Here is a 17,737-nt window from a genome sequence, read left to right on the forward strand (position 1 = left end):
GCTTAGGACCGCGTTATCGTTCTTCGCGGGCAAGCCCGCTCCCACAGGGTTCACGGTGATCCCATGTGGGAGCGGGCTTGCTCGCGAAGGCGGCCTCACAGGCACCATCGTTTCAGAACAAACCTATGGGCGGCTACACCGCCCAGCCCGCCCCTGTTCCCAAAACCCTCCAGGGCTGGAACAATGCGGACCACTTTGTAGAGCGTTTATCCGGGGGAGTTGCGTTTGCAGATTCAGGGTCATTACGAGCTTAAGTTCGAAGCAGTGCGCGAAGCCTTCGCCGCGCTGTTCGACGATCCCCAGGAACGCGGCGCAGCGTTGTGCATCCAGGTCGGCGGTGAAACCGTCCTCGACCTCTGGGCCGGTACTTCCGACAAGGACGGTCTTGAAGCGTGGCACAGCGACACCATCGCCAACCTGTTCTCCTGCACCAAGACGTTTACCGCCGTCACCGCGCTGCAACTGGTGGCCGAAGGCAAACTGCAACTCGATGCCCCGGTGGCCCGCTACTGGCCTGAATTCGCCGCCGCCGGCAAAGAATCCGTGACCCTGCGCCAATTGCTCTGCCATCAGGCCGGTCTGCCGGCTCTGCGCGAGTTGCTGGCCCCCGAAGCGCTGTATGACTGGCAAACCATGGTCGACGCGCTGGCCGCGGAAACACCGTGGTGGACGCCGGGCGATGGCCACGGCTATGCCGCGATCACTTACGGCTGGCTGGTGGGCGAATTGCTGCGCCGTGCCGACGGTCGTGGGCCGGGGGAGTCCATCGTCGCCCGGGTCGCCAAGCCGTTGGGCCTGGATTTCCATGTCGGCCTGGCTGACGAAGAATTTCACCGCGTGGCGCACATCGCCCGGGGCAAGGGCAACGTCGGCGATGCCGCAGCCCAGCGCCTGCTGCAAGTGACCATGCGCGAGCCAACGGCCATGACCACCCGGGCGTTCACCAACCCGCCGTCGATCATGACCAGCACCAACAAACCGGAATGGCGGCGCATGCAACAACCCGCCGCCAATGGCCATGGCAATGCCCGAAGCCTGGCCGGTTTCTACGCCGGTCTGCTGGACGGCAGCTTGCTGGAAAGCGAAATGCTCGACGAGCTGACCCGCGAACACAGCCTCGGTGAGGACAAGACTCTGCTGACCCGGACCCGTTTCGGCCTGGGTTGCATGCTCGATCAACCGGACGTTCCTAATGCCACTTACGGCCTCGGCCCACGGGCATTCGGCCATCCGGGCGCTGGCGGTTCCATCGGTTTTGCTGACCCGGAGCACGATGTGGCTTTTGGTTTTGTGACAAATACGTTGGGACCGTATGTCTTGATGGATCCACGCGCGCAGCAGCTCGTACGGGTGCTTGCCACTTGTCTGTAAAGCTTTGCTGAAATTTCCTACGCAGGAACCTCGTAACCTTTTTCGATTCAAAGCGTCTGTTTATGCGGTCCCGATGTGGGCCTGTGTTTATTACTTCATTTTGTGGATATCCAATGTCATCCAATAAAACTCTCGCTTTGGCACTGTGCTTCGCCATCACCGGTTGCGCGCAAACTCCGCAAAATGACGCCGAGGGCGGCAGCCACTGGTGGCAGTTCGGTTCTTCCGACAAAGTCGCCGCCAAAGACCCTGCTCCAGCCCCAGCCGCGGCGCCAGCACCTGTGAAAGCAGCCATCACCGCGCCAGTGGTCAAGGCTGAAAGTAGCAGCCATTGGTACTGGCCGTTCGGTTCCGATGACAGCGCCGACAAGCCTGTTGCCAAGGCCGACGTCAAACCTGAAGCCAAACCCGAAGCCAAGCCGGCAGACGTTGCCAAGGCTGACGCCGATGCGGGCGGTAAATGGTGGTGGCCGTTCGGTGGCAAGGAGCAGAGCACCGCCAAAGCCGTGCCGATGCCTGATCCGAAAGTAACCCAAGCCTGGCTCGACGATTACGAACCGCGCCTGCGTGAAGCGATCAAGGACAGCAACCTGCAACTCGAGCGCCGTGAAAACGTGCTGGTTGTCACCGCGCCGGTCGACAGCTCGTTCAACCCGGATCGCCCGGCCATGCTGCTGCCGGTCACCCTGGGCCCGTTCAGCCGCGTTGCGAAAATCCTCGAACTCGATCCGAAGACTGCCGTGCTCGTCCTCGGTCACAGCGATACCTCGGGCGCCGTTCCGGCCAACGTCAAACTGAGCCAGGAACGTGCCCAGGCCGTGGCCGCGATCTTCCGTCTCAGCGGTTTGCAGCGTGATCGCCTGATGCTGCGTGGCATGGGCGGCGAAGCCCCGCGTGCTGCCAACGACAGCAACGAAGGCCGTGCCCTGAACCGTCGCGTGGAATTGCTGGTGACCCCGCAAAACACCATGGTGGCGCTGCTCAGCAAGTACAACATGCCAGCCCCGGCGCCGGTGACCATGGTCGCTGCCCAGGCCGCCAAGCCAGTGGTGGCACCCGTAGCGCCTGCACCGGCCGCCAAGAAAGCTGCCGTGCCTACCGCGAAAAAGGCGCCAGCCAAGAAAGCCGCTGCCAAGGCACCGGCCAAGAAAGCACCCGCCAAAGCCGCGACCCCGGCGAAAAAGGCTGCTCCGGCCAAAGCCGCTGTCGATCCTAAGAAAGCCGTTGCCGCGGATGCTGCGAAGAACTGATCGTTAACCAGAAGGAATGTGCCATGACCAAGGCCCTGGCTGATATGCGTCGCGACTACACCCGTGACGGCCTGACCGAGGCGCAAGCCCCGGCCGAGCCGTTCGCGCTGTTCCATCAGTGGTTTGCCGATGCGGTGAAAACCGAACAGGTGCCGGTCGAGGCCAATGCAATGACCCTGGCCACCGTCGATCTGGACGGTCGGCCCCATTGCCGCATTCTGCTGCTCAAGGGCCTGGATGCTCAGGGCTTCACCTTCTTCACCAATTACGACAGCGCCAAGGGCCAGCATCTGGCGGTGAACCCGTTTGCCGCCATGACGTTCTTCTGGCCGACCCTGGAGCGCCAGGTGCGCATCGAAGGGCGGGTGGTCAAGGTTTCGCCCGAAGAGTCCGACGCCTACTTTCAGGTCCGGCCTTTGGGCAGCCGCCTCGGCGCCTGGGCTTCGCCCCAGAGCCGAGTGATTGCTGATCGTGGTGAACTGGAAGAGTTACTCAAGATTACCGAGCAGCGCTTCAGCGACACCCAGCCACACTGCCCGGAACATTGGGGCGGTTACCGCTTGCTCCCTGAGCGCATCGAGTTCTGGCAAGGCCGTCCGAGCCGCCTGCACGATCGCCTCAACTACCGCTTGCAGGGCGCCGACTGGATTCTTGAACGTCTGGCACCCTAAGCAGTCTACCGATCGGGATAGCCTGCCGCTGCGGCCTCAAGCCATTGCGGCAGGTCTCGACGCTTGATTTTCTGCGTCTGAGCATTCGCCAATTGCTGGAGCATAAAAGCTTTTTTGTGCTCGTCCTTCCCGGCCAATGCTAACGCCAGATCGCGGTCCATCCAGCGTTTGATCCGAACGTACAGCCACCCGTGGAAGTACAAACCGGCCACAGTCGTGACGACAATGATGAAGTAATCCATGAAAATTCCCTGGGTCAACGGCGCAGCTTTGGTGATTTGACGCTACTGTGTTGTGAGTTCAGAGGCGCCTGTACCGGGCCTGAATGAAACCAATTTTATCCGGGCGGTGCCGTGACAGGCGTCAAGCTGCGGAGTTTAATGAATACCTGTCCTTTGGAGTTGATGCTATGCGTAAGTCTGTTTTGCTGGTTGCTTCCTTTTCCACGATGGCGATGTTGCTCACCGGCTGCCAATCCAGCCTGACCGGTGACTCCTACTCCCGTGACGAAGCGCGTCGCGTGCAGACGATTCGCATGGGTACCATCGAATCCCTGCGGCCCGTGAAAATCGAAGGCACCAAGACCCCTGTCGGCGGCGTTGCCGGTGCCGTAGTGGGTGGTGTTGGCGGCAGCGCCATCGGTGGCGGTCGTGGCAGCATCGTTGCCGCTGTGATCGGTGCCGTTGCGGGTGGCCTGATTGGTTCGGCCACTGAAGAAGGCCTGACGCGTACCCAAGGCGTAGAAATCACCGTGCGTGAAGACGACGGCAGCATGCGCGCCTATGTGCAGCAGGTTCAGGAAAATGAAGTGTTCCGTGTAGGCGAGCGGGTACGGATTTCCACTGTTGGCGGGACCAGCCGCGTTTCGCACTAAGCGCAAGCGAGTGGCAAAACAAAACCCCGATCAGGTGACTGGTTGGGGTTTTTTGTGTCTGATGTTTCCGTTTAGGATTTATTCGTTAGGCTTTGGCAAAGCCCCAAGTAATAAACTAAATCGTGTCTAAAGGAGCCACCAACAGTTTTCACAATCGCAACAGCTTGAATGTGGGATAACTCGTGCTCACCTTCAGGTATATCCCACAAGGTCGACCAGCCCATGGCCTTAAGCACCGCTCCTTCCAAGGCTTGCGGTACATCTTTTTCGTACTGTAGTGAATTGTCTGTATCGTGTTCGGGGAAGAATCCAGAGAGTGCGATAAAGATGCTCACCACTCCTTCCTATACCGAAACGATATTTGGTAATCGAAGGTGGCGGGTTCAATTCTGTGAGTAAACAAGGGCTGAAGTTTCGGAACCCAGTCTGCTTTCACATCGAAACCACCGTCATAAATATAACGTTCATCCATCAAGCCTAACGCGTCAATTATTGAGCCGTCGTCGGCTAAATCTGCGGAATATTCTTTCCCTTCCGCTATTTCTGTTTTTTTATCGTACCAATCCAAACTGACTTTCAAGCCCATACAATCCTCACAAATACTTTTTAATGCTTCGTTTCTTTTTGGGTGGGTCTATTTGCTCGCCCGTCGTGTGATCGAATGAGCCTAGATGACTGCCATCGCTAGCGAGGTATGCCTCTAGTTCACCATGCAGGGAATCCCATTCGTAAATCGTCCGTCCTTTTGCATCCATCCAACGGGACCGCAGCCCACCGCCCCCTTGTTTGGGTGTCTTCTTTTTAACCTCCTTCAACCCTGAAAAGCCTGTGATCTCTTCTGTTTCAGGTGGTGAGTGATAGTCGTGATCAGGGTTCGGAAGTTTTCTTCCAGATACGTTAACAACTACGTAAACCGGCTTTACCCCCGACCCCACCGGAAACACAAGAATGAAATCCTTGTACTCAGGCGGATAAACCGGATTCACGATGATGCTATCCGCCGCTTCCGTCGGCGGATAAACCCAGATATGGCGCCCGCGGTGCAGCTTCCAAAGCAGGAATACCGAGGATGTCAGACCCATCCACCGCCGGGGTCCAGATCAGTTCAACGCCATCCCCGAGGTCCGCCACCTGCTGACTGCCGCGTAACTCGAACTGCGCGACATCGACCATTTCCCAATCGCGGTTTTTGCCGGTGTAGAAGCCGTAACCCTTGAGACTGCCGTCCGCTTGTTGTTCAACTCTGAGGCGCACACGGGTGCGAGCCTGTTTCAGGGCGCGCAGTTGGTCTTCGGTGTAGAGCGCGCTATCACCCAGGCTCGGCGTCCAGAACAACGCGACCAAACCGGCCAATACAGCGGCGCCTGCCGCGCCAATGGCTGGCACGGCAGGAATGGCCGGGGCGCGTAAAGCGATGCGTCCGATACCCAGCGGGAGGGTATTGGCGCTGATCGTTTGCAGATTCAGCAGCCCTGCATTGTCTGCCTCGCGAGCGCCGAGCCAGGCGACTTCGCCGTAGTCCTTGAGGCTGTCGGTGGGCACCATCCCCGAAGGGTTCGAGTAATCGATGATGGCGTCCTGCAGTTTGCAGGATTTGGCGAAGACGCAACCCGCGCGCACGGTTTCGTCGTTTGATGAGGCGAGGGGAAGATTGCGCTCGAAGGCCGCTTGCCTGGCGAGCATGTCGTCGTAGGCTTGCTGTCGGGCGTCCCGCTCGGCCAGTTCGGCGGCGGTCATGAAGCGATGGGTGACGCGATGACCGTCACCTGACGGCGGGTTTTTAACCCGGGGAATGTCCTTGTTGCCAGCCACTGATCGTCCTTGAAATTCGTCCGTCGACAGCCCCCAAAAGGAGGCTGCACGACGTTATCGAATGTGACTTGGCGTGGCTGTAGGACGAGTCTCTGATGTTCCTAGGAGTGTTCTCTGTTACTCAGGATTGCAGCGCGGCGCTCTTGCGACTCGCCGCCGCTGTCACCGCATAACCAATCAACGCCGCCAGAATCGAACCGGTCAAAATCCCCATCCGGTCCATCCCTGCGTAGTCACTGGCGCCCGGCACGAACGCCAGGGAACCGACAAACAGGCTCATGGTGAAACCAATGCCGCAGAGGATCGACACACCCAGCACCTGGCCCCAGTTGGCGCCTTGGGGCAGGGCAGCGATGCCGATCTTCACGGCCAGCCAGGTCAGGCCGAATACGCCCAATGTCTTGCCCAGCAGCAGGCCGACGGCGATGCCCATCGGCACGTGGTGGGTAAAGCTTTCCAGTGTCACGCCGCTCAGGGACAGGCCGGCGTTGGCGAAGGCGAACAGCGGCAGGATGCCGTAGGCCACCCACGGATGCAGGGCGTGTTCCAGGGTCATCAGCGGCGAAGGTTCGGCGTTCTTGGTGCGCAGTGGAATGCAGAACGCCAGGGTCACGCCGGCCAGTGTCGCGTGGACACCGCTCTTGAGCACGCACACCCAAAGGATCAGGCCGATGATCAGGTACGGCCCGAGCTTGACCACGCCGAGCCGGTTCATCGCGATTAGCGCGACGATGCAGGCGCCGGCCAAGGCCAGGGACAAGGTCGACAATGCACCGGAATAGAAAATCGCGATAACGATGATGGCACCGAGGTCGTCGATGATCGCCAGGGTCATCAGGAACAACTTCAGCGACACCGGCACGCGCTTGCCGAGCAGGGCCAGCACACCGAGGGCGAAGGCAATGTCGGTGGCCATCGGGATCGCCCAGCCACCCAGCGCCGCCGGGTTGTCACGGTTGAGGAACCAGTAGATCAACGCCGGCACCACCATGCCGCCAATCGCCGCAGCGCCGGGCAGGACGATTTGCGAAGGCTTAGACAACTGGCCGTCGAGGACTTCGCGCTTCACTTCCAGGCCAATCAGCAGGAAGAACAGCGCCATCAGTCCGTCGTTGATCCACAACAGCAAGGGCTTGGCGATTTTCAACGCGCCGATTTGAGCCACCACGGGGGTGTCCAGCAAGCCGTTATACAGCCACGACAGCGAAGAGTTGTTGATGATTAAAGCCAGGGCGGCAGCGGCGATCAGTAACAGACCGCTGGCAGCTTCCAACTGAAAGAAACGCGTGAACGTGCTACGCAGAGGCAAGGTCGCTCTCCATCGATGAATTCAAAAGGTGGCACACCCTAACCTGTACCGTTAGTTGTTAAAACAAAAGTTATATTCTTTTTTGTTATATGCCGTTGCGGCGCGAACGCCAGCAAGACCCAACGAGCACTGAGCCTAGCAGTTGCCGGACGTATTGGACCTCAGCTGTATCTGTGCGTGATGCAGGAATTTTCCTAAGCTTGTGGGCTGAGCCTTGAAACAAGGCCGACTCTTGCCTGATTCAACGAGACCACCACCATGAGCGACAACCGACAGTGGGCCCGCGAAGCCATCCGGATCATCGAAGCCGACTTCCAGCGCAGCGCCGACACCCACCTGATTCCCTTGCCGCTGCCGGGTTTGCCGGGCATCGAGTTGTATTTCAAGGACGAGTCCAGCCACCCCACCGGCAGCCTGAAGCATCGACTGGCCCGTTCGCTGTTCCTCTATGCGCTGTGTAACGGCTGGCTCAAGCCCGGTGCGCCAGTGATCGAGGCGTCCAGCGGTTCGACGGCGATTTCCGAGGCGTATTTCGCCCGTTTGCTGGGCTTGCCGTTTATTGCGGTGATGCCGGCGACCACCTCCAAAGAGAAGATCGCGCAGATCGCTTTCTATGGCGGCAAGAGCCACCTGGTGGACGATCCGACCCAGATCTACGCCGAGTCCGAGCGCCTGGCCCGGGAACACGACGGCCACTTCATCGACCAGTTCACCTACGCCGAACGTGCCACCGACTGGCGCGCGAACAACAACATCGCCGAGTCGATCTTCCAGCAGATGCGTTTCGAGCAGCACCCGGAACCGAGCTGGCTGATTTCCAGCCCCGGCACCGGCGGCACCACCGCGACCCTCGGCCGTTACGTGCGCTATCGCCAGCATTGCACCCGCGTGCTGTGCGCTGATGCCGAGCGTTCGGTGTTCTTCGACTACTACCAGACCGGCGACGCCACGTTGCGCCTGGACTGCGGTTCGCGGATCGAGGGCATTGGCCGGCCACGGGTGGAAGCGTCGTTCCTGCCCAAGGTAATCGATGCGATGGTCAAAGTGCCGGACGCCTTGTCACTGGCGGCCATGCATTACCTGGCGCAGCGCTTGGGTCGGCGCGTGGGCGGGTCGAGCGGCACCAACCTGATCGGCGCCTTGATCGCGGCCCAGCAAATGGTCGCGGCGGGGGAGTCGGGGTCGATCGTGGCGATCCTGTGCGACGGCGGCGAACGTTACGCCACCACCTATTACGACCAGGCTTGGCTCAAGGGCCAGGGCTATGAATTGAGTGGTTTGATTAACGCCGTGGCGGCGAGTGTCGAGCGCGGCGAACCGCTGCCGGCGACTGTGCTGCGCGCCAATATCTAATTCACCGAAAAACCAATGTGGGAGCGGGCTTGCTCGCGAATGCGGTGGATCAGACAACATTTCCGTTGAATGAAAGACCGCTTTCGCGAGCAAGCCCGCTCCCACAGGGTTTTGCAGTGGTTCAGTGATTGCCGATCAGGCTTCCAGTCCGAGGATGTCGCGAGCCACGGCTTCGGCAATCCGAATGCCATCAACCCCCGCCGACAGAATCCCGCCTGCATAACCCGCGCCTTCACCGGCCGGGAACAAGCCTTTCACGTTCAAACTCTGCATCGACTCGTTCCGGGTAATCCGCAACGGCGACGAGGTGCGCGTCTCGATCCCGGTCAACACGGCGTCATGCAGCGAGTAACCACGAATCTGCTTCTCGAACGCCGGCAACGCTTCACGAATCGCTTCGATGGCGAACGCCGGCAGGGCCAGGGCCAGATCACCCAGGGCAACCCCCGGTTTGTAGGACGGTTCGACGCTGCCCAGTTCGGTGGACGGCTTGCCAGCGATAAAGTCGCCAACCAGTTGCGCTGGCGCTTCATAGTTGCTGCCGCCGAGCACAAAGGCGTGGGATTCCAGGCGTTCCTGCAATTCGATGCCGGCCAACGGACCGCCCGGATAATCGACTTCCGGGGTGATGCCGACGACGATCCCGGAGTTGGCGTTGCGCTCGTTACGCGAGTACTGGCTCATGCCGTTGGTGACCACGCGGCCTGGCTCGGACGTCGCCGCCACCACGGTGCCGCCGGGGCACATGCAGAAGCTGTAGACCGAGCGACCGTTCTTGGCGTGGTGCACCAGTTTGTAGTCGGCCGCCCCGAGTTTCGGGTGGCCGGCGTATTTACCCAGGCGCGCGCGGTCGATCAGCGACTGTGGGTGCTCGATACGGAAACCCACCGAGAACGGCTTGGCTTCCATGAACACGCCACGGCCGTGGAGCATGCGGAAGGTGTCCCGGGCGCTGTGGCCGAGGGCCAGAATCACGTGTTTCGAATGAATTTGCTCGCCGCCATTGAGCTCGACGCCGACCAGTTGGCCGTCCTCGATCAACACGTCGGTGACCCGCTGCTGGAAGCGCACTTCGCCGCCCAGTGCGCGAATCTGCTCACGCATGTTTTCCACGACGCCGGTCAGGCGGAACGTACCGATGTGCGGTTTGCTGACGTAGAGGATTTCTTCCGGTGCGCCGGCCTTCACGAACTCATGCAGGACTTTGCGTCCGATGAATTTCGGGTCCTTGATCTGGCTGTAGAGCTTGCCGTCGGAGAACGTTCCCGCGCCACCTTCGCCGAACTGCACATTGGATTCCGGGTTGAGCACGCTTTTGCGCCAAAGGCCCCAGGTGTCCTTGGTGCGCTGGCGCACTTCGGTGCCGCGCTCGAGGATGATCGGCTTGAAGCCCATTTGCGCCAGCAGCAGCCCGGCGAAAATCCCGCACGGGCCGAAACCGACCACGATCGGCCGTTGCTGCAGATCGGCCGGCGCCTGGCCGACCACTTTGTAGCTGACATCCGGCGCCACGTTGACGTTACGGTCATCGGCGAACTTGTTCAGCAGCGCGGCCTCATCCTTGGCGGTGAGGTCGATGGTGTAGATGAAGCACAGTTCGGAGGACTTTTTGCGCGCATCGTAGCTGCGCTTGAACAAGGTGAAATCGAGCAGGTCATCACTGGCGATGCCCAGGCGCTGTACGATGGCAGGGCGCAGGTCTTCTTCGGGATGGTCGATCGGCAACTTGAGTTCGGTGATTCGTAACATGACAGGATCCGGTTCGCGGGGCGCACAACTGCGCCAAGGCGTTTGAAGGCGGCGATTATAAGCCCCAAACGCCGGTCCCGTGAGGCAAAAACGATCAGTCGTTACGCGAGCCGCCGAAATACCCGCAGCCGCGCTGTACCTGGCCGTCGATCCGCAGTTCGGCGCTCATGTGCTGGATGCTGCCGGTGCTGCTGTCGACGCAACGATTCGGCGCGACCCACAATTCAATGTGCTTGCCGTTGGCTTCGCTGCTGAGATTGAAACGGCCATCGCCCAGTTGCTCTTCAACGTAGGGCACCGCCAGCGGTGGTTCGCCGACACGGTCGATGGCCATGCCTTTGCCGCTGACCTTGACGTTCCACTCCGGCCCATGGCCGGCGGCCCGCAGGATCAACAGTTTGAAATTGGGATCGTCGCACGCCGTGCCCGAGCGCTCGACGCGGTACAACTGCTCCAGGTCGAGGCGGCTGCCATCGATCCGGCCACGCACGTCGGCGAACAACTTACCCTGATCATCCGCCAGGCTTGCGGCCTCTTGCAGGACGCTGGTGCCGCCGGCGTCGTTGACCACCAGGCTGCGCGATTCATTGCACGGCTGGAACATCAGCTTGCCGTCCGCCGCGGTCAATTGACCCTGCATGCGGGTCTGGCCTACATGGGAAGCGCTCTGCCGCGGGCCATCGAACAACTGGCACGCGGCGAACAATGGAAGCAGGGCAACGAGGACAAGGGAACGGGCAACACGCATCTTTGGTTCTCCAGACAAGTGCCGCCACGTTACGCAGCCTGACCGTTCATCACAACCCCGCGAATTTTCTTACGGTTCGTCGCCCCCGTAGGAGGTGTTGGTCTTAACCGACGTGGAATGTCTGACCGGTCTGCAGGCCTTCGACACTTTTGGCGTAGGCCAACGCGACATCTGCCGCAGGAACTGGCTTATAGCCCCGGAAGTACGGCGCGTAGCTGCCCATGGCTTCCAGCAACACAGTCGGGCTGATCGAGTTCACCCGCAGGCCGCGAGGCAGTTCGATGGCGGCGGCGCGGACGAAGCTGTCCAGCGCGCCATTCACCAAGGCTGCCGAAGCACCGCTGCGAATCGGGTCGTGGCTAAGCACGCCGGTGGTGAAGGTGAACGACGCGCCATCGTTAGCGAATTCGCGGCCGATCAGCAGCAAATTGACCTGGCCCATCAACTTGTCTTTCAGGCCCAGGGCGAAGCTGTCGGCGGTCATTTCGTCCAGCGGGGCGAAGGTCACGTTGCCGGCGGCGCAGACCAGTGCATCGAACTTGCCGGTTTTTTCGAACAGGGCGCGGATCGAGGCGCTGTCGCTGATATCCACATGCAAATCACCGCTGTTGCGGCCAATGCGAATGACTTCGTGACGCTGGGACAATTCTTTGTCCACCGCCGAACCGATGGTGCCGCCTGCGCCTATCAAAAGAATCTTCATCGTGCTGTTCCTCGAAATGGTTGAACGAGGCTTAAGTCTAGAGTGGTTTTTTTCGTGGATAAGCGCACTAATAGGCAACCTTTGGTTTTCAAATGGAAACAATCCATGAGCGAAATGGATGACCTGGCGGCGTTCGCGGTGTTGATCGAAGCCGGGAGTTTCACCCTGGCGGCCCAGCAATTGGGTTGCAGCAAGGGCCAACTCTCAAAGCGCATCAGTCTTCTGGAGTCGCGGTTTTCCGTGGTCCTGCTGCAACGCACCACTCGCCGATTGAGTCTCACAGCAGCGGGGGCGGCACTGTTGCCGCAAGCCCAGGCGCTTGTAGTCCAAGTGGAACGAGCGCGTCAGGCATTGGCGCGATTGAAGGACGATATGGCCGGTCCCGTGCGTATGACAGTTCCGGTATCCCTGGGGGAAACCTTCTTTGATGGCCTGTTGCTGGAGTTCTCCAGCAAGTACCCCGAAGTGCAGATCGAACTGGACCTGAGCAACAACTTCCGGGATTTGTCCCGCGACGGTTTTGACCTGGCGGTTCGCTCCGAGGTGGGCAACGACGAACGCCTGGTGGCCCGACCACTGCTGGCCTGGCACGAAATGACCTGTGCCAGCCCGGCGTACCTTGAGCAATACGGCGAACCGCCGACCCCGCAAGCACTCGCCGAACACCGCTGTCTGCTCAACAGCCACTACAGCGGTCGCGAAGAATGGCTCTATCACCAACAACACGAGTTGCTGCGGGTCCGCGTCTCGGGACCGTTCGCCAGTAACCACTACAGCCTGCTGAAGAAAGCGGCACTGGCCGGCGCCGGCATTGCGCGATTGCCGTCGTACCTGCTGCAAGCGGAATTGGCTGACGGCCGTTTGCGCTGGCTCCTGCGGGATTATCAGACCCGTCGCATGCCGATGTACCTGGTGCACCCGTATCAGGGTGGTTTGCCGAAACGCACCCAAGTGCTGGCGGATTATCTGATTGGGTGGTTCAAGCGCAGTGGTGAGGCGCTTGATCGACTCCAGCAAACCCCATAAATACCTGTGGGAGCGGGCTTGCTCGCGAAAGCGGTCTGACATTCAACATTGATGCTGACTGGCCCACCGCTTTCGCGAGCAAGCCCGCTCCCACAGGGGGTCCTGGTGGTCAGGAATCTTGCGGGTCGATTTGGTCCAGTGCCTGGTTCAGCACCAGTTCACCGAGCATGATGCTTTGCTGGATGCCGAGCAGCATGTGGCGGTTCGAGCCTTCGAGGAATGCGGCGAAGTTGCTGGCCATGACGCTGGCCGAGGCGAGTGATTCGCAGGCGTGGGCCAGTAGGGTTTCGGTTTTGAGACCGGGGGGTACGACGAACATCGTGCTTGGGGTGTGCGGGGGATTGGGAGTGTTTTTGAACATAAGTATGTGCTCGCGATATGAGCTGCGCCCGGTCCGCGACTAAACGTAGGGGTGGCAGCGGTGTGCAGGTTAGTCGACCGATGAGCACAGAAACTCGGCGCGCCCGAAAGCGCCCTGCACACAGCCGCCATTGAGTGCAGGGAGGGGATACCTGACTTTTTTGGCACTTATGCGTTTCTGTGAAAAACAACCGAGCGACTAAACCCGACCACTGATGGGCAGTGGCAGGCAAACGATAGAGGTCGGTCCCCAGGCGCACAAGCCGGCGGATTCTGGCCTAGCTGTAGGCAACGGCGCAAGACGTTGTAGCTTGCAGGAAGTAACGACTGACACTGATTAAACACACCCTCTTAAACACCAAAAATCCCCCTGTGGGAGCGGGCTTGCTCGCGAATGCGGTGGGTCAATCAACATCTCTTTTGAATGTGACATTGCATTCGCGAGCAAGGCCACTCCCACAAGAGATGGCGAACAATTTCGATGGAAGTGTTCGGCATAAACAGCCACGGCTGATCGTGATTAGTTATCGGGACCTGTTATTTCTGACAGTAGAAAACCACCCGCTCATTGAATAAATTCGGAGATGGATAACTGCGATCCGGGAGCGAGAAAATGGACGACATTGAAGAACGGTTTAAACAAATGGTTGCTAAACAACTGGGCGTGCCCGAGGCAGCTGTAACGAACGAAGCCAATTTTTTTGAAGACCTGGGCGCTAACTCCCTGGATGGCGTTGAACTAGTCATGGATCTCGAGGACTCGTTTGATATAGAAATCTTCGACGGAGAAACTGAAATGATCAGAACTGTACAAGAGGGAATAGACTTTCTGAAACAGCGTGTTTCACATTAATCCATGCAGTTTTCGGTGCACAAAAAAACGGCCCGAAGGCCGTTTTTTTGTTCACCGCAAATCCTCAACCACCCAGATACGCCTCGCGCACTTTCGGGTCAGTCAGCAGCGCTTCACCAGTGCCTTGCATCACCACCCGGCCGTTCTCCAGAACGTACGCGCGGTCAGCAATTTTCAGCGCCTGGTTGGCGTTCTGCTCCACCAGGAACACTGTCACACCGTCCTTGCGCAGTTGTTCGATGATGTCGAAAATCTGCTGGATGATGATCGGTGCCAGACCCAGTGAAGGCTCGTCGAGCAGCAATAACTTGGGCTTGCTCATCAGCGCACGGCCGATGGCGAGCATTTGCTGTTCGCCGCCAGACATGGTGCCGCCGCGTTGGGCAAAACGCTCTTTCAGGCGTGGGAAAAGTCCGAGAACCTTGTCCATTTGTTCCTGATAGTCGCCCTTATCGGTGAAGAAGCCGCCCATGGCGAGGTTTTCTTCCACGGTCAGACGGGCAAACACCCGACGACCTTCCGGCACCACGGCGATGCTCTTGCGCATGATCTGCGCCGAGGACTGCCCCACGAGCTCTTCGCCCATGTACTTGATGCTGCCGCTGTGGGCTTGCGGCGAACCGCACAGCGTCATCAGCAGAGTAGATTTACCCGCGCCGTTGGCACCGATCAGGGTGACGATTTCGCCCTGGCGGATTTCCACGTTGACGCTGTGCAGGGCCTGGATCTTGCCGTAGAAGGTGGAAACGTTTTCGAATTGCAGCATTTACGCTTCCCCCAGGTAGGCTTTGATCACTTCAGGATTGTCGCGGATCTGTTCCGGCGTGCCGTTGGCCAGGGGCGTGCCCTGGTTGATCACGACGATGTGGTCGGAAATGCTCATGACCAGTTTCATGTCGTGTTCGATCAGCAGCACGGTGACATTGTGCTCTTCGCGGAGCATGCCGATCAGCGCCTTGAGGTCTTCGGTTTCCTTCGGGTTCAGGCCGGCGGCCGGTTCGTCGAGCATGAGGATCCGCGGGCGGGTCATCATGCAGCGGGCGATTTCCAGGCGACGTTGCTGGCCGTAGGCCAGGGTGCCGGCGGTCCGGTTGGCAAATTCCTTGAGGTTGACCTTGTCCAGCCAGTACTCGGCGAACTCCATGGCCTCGCGCTCGCTCTTGCGGAACGCCGGGGTCTTGAACAGACCGGCCAGGAAGTTGGTGTTCAAGTGACGGTGCTGGGCGATCAAGAGGTTCTCGACCGCGGTCATGTCCTTGAACAGCCGCACGTTCTGGAAGGTGCGCACCACGCCTTTGCGGGCGATTTCGTGGCCCGGCAAACCTTCGATGGCCTGGCCGTCGAGCAAGATGCTGCCGCCGCTCGGCTTGTAGAAACCGGTCAGGCAGTTGAACACGGTGGTCTTGCCGGCGCCGTTAGGGCCGATCAGCGCCACGACCTGTTTTTCATGCACGGTCAGGGCCACGCCGTTGACCGCCAGCAAGCCGCCGAAGCGCATGCTCAGATTTTCGACTTTAAGGATCTCGCGGCTCATTTGCGCAGCTCCATGTGAGGACGTTGCATGGGCAGCAGACCCTGAGGACGCCAGATCATCATCAGCACCATCAAGGCGCCGAACATCAACATGCGGTATTCACTGAACTCCCGCATCATTTCCGGCAACAGGATCATCACCACGGCCGCGAGGATCACACCCAGCTGCGAGCCCATGCCACCCAATACCACGATGGCGAGAATGATCGCCGACTCGATGAAGGTGAAGGACTCCGGTGTCACCAGGCCTTGACGGGCGGCGAAGAAGCTACCGGCAAAACCGGCGAAGCTCGCGCCCAGGGTGAAGGCCGACAGCTTGATCACGGTCGGATTGAGACCCAGCGCACGGCAGGCAATTTCGTCTTCACGCAGTGCTTCCCACGCGCGGCCGATCGGCATGCGCAGCAAGCGGTTGATGACGAACAACGCACCGAGGGCCAGCAACAGGGCAACCAGGTAAAGGAAAATCACCTTGTTGATCGAGTTGTATTCCAGGCCGAAGTACTCGTGGAACGTCTGCATGCCTTCAGCGGCTTTACGCTCGAAGGTCAGGCCGAAGAACGTCGGTTTTTCGATGTTGCTGATGCCGTTCGGGCCGCCGGTGATGTCGGTCAGGTTACGCAGGAACAGACGGATGATTTCACCGAAGCCCAGGGTCACGATCGCCAGGTAATCGCCGCGCAAACGCAGGACCGGGAAGCCGAGCAGGAAGCCGAAGGTGGCAGACATCAGACCGGCAATCGGCAGGCAGACCCAGAAACTCCAGCCCAGATAGTGCGACAACAGCGCATAGCTGTAGGCGCCGACGGCATAGAAACCGACGTAACCCAGGTCGAGCAGACCCGCCAGGCCGACCACGATGTTCAGGCCAAGGCCCAGCATCACGTAGATCAGGATCAGGGTGGCGATGTCCACTGCGCCGCGTGAGCCGAAGAACGGCCACACCAATGCGCCGATGATCAACGCGATGATGATCCAGCGCTGGGTGGTCGGCAGGGTCAGGAAATTGCTCGCCTTGGCCGGAATCAACGGCATGTTCGGCGAGGATTTCCAGGCCTTGCTGATCGGATCGTTGAACATGACACGCAGGAACATGAGGACCGAGCAGATCGCAATGATCGCCAGGGTCATGTTGCTGGTGCCGTGAACTTCCAGGTTGATGCCGACGATGGTCAGTTTCAGACCGAGTACCGGGTATGCAACCGCCCAGACCAGGAGCGCGCTGAAAAGCGCTTGCTTAAGATTCTTAGTCATACCTTCTCAACCTCCGGACGGCCCAGAATGCCGGTCGGCCGGAACAACAGCACCAGAACCAACAAGCCGAAAGCCACGACGTCCTTGTATTGGTCGCCGAAAATGTCGGCACCAAAGGCTTCCGCCACCCCAAGCACCAACCCGCCGAGCATGGCGCCGGGGATGCTGCCGATACCGCCCAGTACTGCGGCGGTGAAGGCCTTGAGGCCGACGAGGAAACCGGCGTTCGGGTTGATCACGCCGTATTGCATGCTCAGCAGCACGGCCGCGATGGCCGCCAGCGCAGCACCGATGACGAAGGTCAGGGCAATGATGTTGTTGGTATTGATCCCCAACAGGTTGGCCATCTTGATGTCTTCGGCACAGGCGCGGCAGGCGCGACCCAGGCGAGAGCGGGAGATGAACAGCGTCAGGCCGAGCATGGCGATCAGGGTCACCACGAACACGACGATTTGCATGTAGGAAATCAGCACTTCATGTGCGCCACCTGGCCCGAAGGAGAGATTACCGGGGATCAGGTTGGGGATGGATTTGTCCTTGGAGTCTTGCGCCAGCAGAACGGTGTTCTGCAGGAAAATCGACATGCCGATGGCGGAAATCAGCGGGATCAGACGGTTGCTGCCGCGCAAGGGGCGATAGGCAATCCGTTCGATGCTGTAGCCGTAGGCACTGCAGACGACGATGCTCGCGATAAAACCGGCGGTCATCAAGAGCGGGACACTGTCGAGTCCCATCATGGCCAGGCCCGCGATGGCGATGAACGCCACGTAGGAACCGATCATGTACACCTCGCCGTGGGCGAAGTTGATCATTCCAATGATCCCGACAACCATCGTCTAGCCGATGGCGATCAAGGCAGACGTGCGGCCAA

General features: G+C 59.7%; 18 protein-coding genes and 2 pseudogenes. 7 read left to right on the forward strand and 13 right to left on the reverse strand.

From position 1 onward, the window contains the following. Window positions 1–225: 225 nt before the first annotated feature. The 3 genes from ACIQY3_RS04455 to pdxH all read left to right on the forward strand — a co-directional run bounded on the left by ACIQY3_RS04455 (window position 226) and on the right by pdxH (window position 3,292). Complete coding sequence (locus tag ACIQY3_RS04455) at window positions 226–1,371, forward strand: serine hydrolase domain-containing protein (RefSeq protein WP_403017710.1); 1,146 nt, start codon at window positions 226–228, stop codon at window positions 1,369–1,371. Between the two features lie 113 nt (window positions 1,372–1,484). Next, the gene (locus ACIQY3_RS04460) at window positions 1,485–2,621 is read left to right on the forward strand and encodes an OmpA family protein (RefSeq protein WP_403017712.1); all 1,137 of its coding nucleotides are present in this window, start codon (window positions 1,485–1,487) and stop codon (window positions 2,619–2,621) included. A gap of 23 nt (window positions 2,622–2,644) precedes the next feature. Next, window positions 2,645–3,292 (forward strand): pyridoxamine 5'-phosphate oxidase, encoded by a 648-nt coding sequence (pdxH, locus tag ACIQY3_RS04465; protein WP_403017714.1) that lies wholly within the window; start codon window positions 2,645–2,647, stop codon window positions 3,290–3,292. 5 nt (window positions 3,293–3,297) lie between these two features. Here the strand turns inward: pdxH and ACIQY3_RS04470 are convergent, their stop codons facing one another. Next, window positions 3,298–3,534: a hypothetical protein gene (locus ACIQY3_RS04470; protein WP_403017716.1), complete on the reverse strand. Its 237-nt coding sequence runs from the start codon at window positions 3,532–3,534 to the stop codon at window positions 3,298–3,300. A 167-nt stretch (window positions 3,535–3,701) separates the two neighbouring features. Here ACIQY3_RS04470 and ACIQY3_RS04475 point away from each other — a divergent pair, with 167 nt between their 5' ends. Further along, window positions 3,702–4,166, forward strand: a complete 465-nt coding sequence (locus tag ACIQY3_RS04475) for a glycine zipper 2TM domain-containing protein (protein ID WP_054046952.1) — start codon at window positions 3,702–3,704, stop codon at window positions 4,164–4,166. Window positions 4,167–4,237: 71 nt separating this feature from the next. Here ACIQY3_RS04475 and ACIQY3_RS04480 read toward each other — a convergent pair whose 3' ends face one another. From ACIQY3_RS04480 to nhaA, 4 genes and pseudogenes are all read right to left on the reverse strand, one after another. Further along, complete coding sequence (locus ACIQY3_RS04480) at window positions 4,238–4,501, reverse strand: pyocin S6 family toxin immunity protein (RefSeq protein WP_403017719.1); 264 nt, start codon at window positions 4,499–4,501, stop codon at window positions 4,238–4,240. Further along, complete coding sequence (locus tag ACIQY3_RS04485) at window positions 4,498–4,752, reverse strand: colicin E3-like toxin immunity protein (protein WP_403017721.1); 255 nt, start codon at window positions 4,750–4,752, stop codon at window positions 4,498–4,500. The genes ACIQY3_RS04480 and ACIQY3_RS04485 overlap by 4 nt, the downstream gene beginning before the upstream one ends. Before the next feature lie 7 nt (window positions 4,753–4,759). Next, window positions 4,760–5,978: pseudogene (locus ACIQY3_RS04490) on the reverse strand (colicin E3/pyocin S6 family cytotoxin). A gap of 121 nt (window positions 5,979–6,099) precedes the next feature. After that, window positions 6,100–7,287: a Na+/H+ antiporter NhaA gene (gene nhaA, locus ACIQY3_RS04495; RefSeq protein ID WP_403017723.1), complete on the reverse strand. Its 1,188-nt coding sequence runs from the start codon at window positions 7,285–7,287 to the stop codon at window positions 6,100–6,102. Window positions 7,288–7,545: 258 nt separating this feature from the next. Here nhaA and ACIQY3_RS04500 point away from each other — a divergent pair, with 258 nt between their 5' ends. Beyond that, window positions 7,546–8,640 (forward strand): PLP-dependent cysteine synthase family protein, encoded by a 1,095-nt coding sequence (locus tag ACIQY3_RS04500; protein ID WP_403017725.1) that lies wholly within the window; start codon window positions 7,546–7,548, stop codon window positions 8,638–8,640. A 135-nt stretch (window positions 8,641–8,775) separates the two neighbouring features. Here ACIQY3_RS04500 and ACIQY3_RS04505 read toward each other — a convergent pair whose 3' ends face one another. The 3 genes from ACIQY3_RS04505 to ACIQY3_RS04515 form a co-directional block, all read right to left on the reverse strand. Further along, complete coding sequence (locus ACIQY3_RS04505) at window positions 8,776–10,389, reverse strand: NAD(P)/FAD-dependent oxidoreductase (RefSeq protein ID WP_403017727.1); 1,614 nt, start codon at window positions 10,387–10,389, stop codon at window positions 8,776–8,778. 94 nt (window positions 10,390–10,483) lie between these two features. Further along, window positions 10,484–11,137, reverse strand: coding sequence for a COG3650 family protein (locus ACIQY3_RS04510; protein WP_403017729.1), 654 nt, complete (start codon window positions 11,135–11,137; stop codon window positions 10,484–10,486). A gap of 103 nt (window positions 11,138–11,240) precedes the next feature. Next, window positions 11,241–11,840, reverse strand: coding sequence for a short chain dehydrogenase (locus ACIQY3_RS04515; protein ID WP_054615940.1), 600 nt, complete (start codon window positions 11,838–11,840; stop codon window positions 11,241–11,243). A gap of 105 nt (window positions 11,841–11,945) precedes the next feature. On the opposite strand from ACIQY3_RS04515, the gene ACIQY3_RS04520 reads away from it, so the two are divergent. Beyond that, entirely contained in the window at window positions 11,946–12,866 is a 921-nt protein-coding gene (locus tag ACIQY3_RS04520) for a LysR family transcriptional regulator (RefSeq protein ID WP_403017732.1), read from the forward strand. Between the two features lie 109 nt (window positions 12,867–12,975). Here the strand turns inward: ACIQY3_RS04520 and ACIQY3_RS04525 are convergent, their stop codons facing one another. Next, window positions 12,976–13,227 (reverse strand): DUF6124 family protein, encoded by a 252-nt coding sequence (locus ACIQY3_RS04525; RefSeq protein ID WP_403017734.1) that lies wholly within the window; start codon window positions 13,225–13,227, stop codon window positions 12,976–12,978. A gap of 612 nt (window positions 13,228–13,839) precedes the next feature. Between ACIQY3_RS04525 and acpP the strand changes: the two genes are divergently transcribed. Next, window positions 13,840–14,079, forward strand: coding sequence for an acyl carrier protein (gene acpP, locus ACIQY3_RS04530; protein WP_403017735.1), 240 nt, complete (start codon window positions 13,840–13,842; stop codon window positions 14,077–14,079). Window positions 14,080–14,143: 64 nt separating this feature from the next. Here acpP and ACIQY3_RS04535 read toward each other — a convergent pair whose 3' ends face one another. The 4 genes and pseudogenes from ACIQY3_RS04535 to livH form a co-directional block, all read right to left on the reverse strand. After that, entirely contained in the window at window positions 14,144–14,845 is a 702-nt protein-coding gene (locus ACIQY3_RS04535; RefSeq protein ID WP_054046931.1) for an ABC transporter ATP-binding protein, read from the reverse strand. Then, the gene (livG, locus tag ACIQY3_RS04540) at window positions 14,846–15,613 is read right to left on the reverse strand and encodes a high-affinity branched-chain amino acid ABC transporter ATP-binding protein LivG (RefSeq protein ID WP_123405990.1); all 768 of its coding nucleotides are present in this window, start codon (window positions 15,611–15,613) and stop codon (window positions 14,846–14,848) included. Next, the gene (locus ACIQY3_RS04545; protein WP_054046927.1) at window positions 15,610–16,866 is read right to left on the reverse strand and encodes a high-affinity branched-chain amino acid ABC transporter permease LivM; all 1,257 of its coding nucleotides are present in this window, start codon (window positions 16,864–16,866) and stop codon (window positions 15,610–15,612) included. The genes livG and ACIQY3_RS04545 overlap by 4 nt, the downstream gene beginning before the upstream one ends. Further along, window positions 16,863–17,737: pseudogene (gene livH / locus ACIQY3_RS04550) on the reverse strand (high-affinity branched-chain amino acid ABC transporter permease LivH); the annotation flags it as partial. The gene ACIQY3_RS04545 and the pseudogene livH, both read right to left, overlap by 4 nt.

The organism is Pseudomonas sp. NPDC096950, from assembly GCF_044762525.1.
GTDB lineage: Bacteria > Pseudomonadota > Gammaproteobacteria > Pseudomonadales > Pseudomonadaceae > Aquipseudomonas.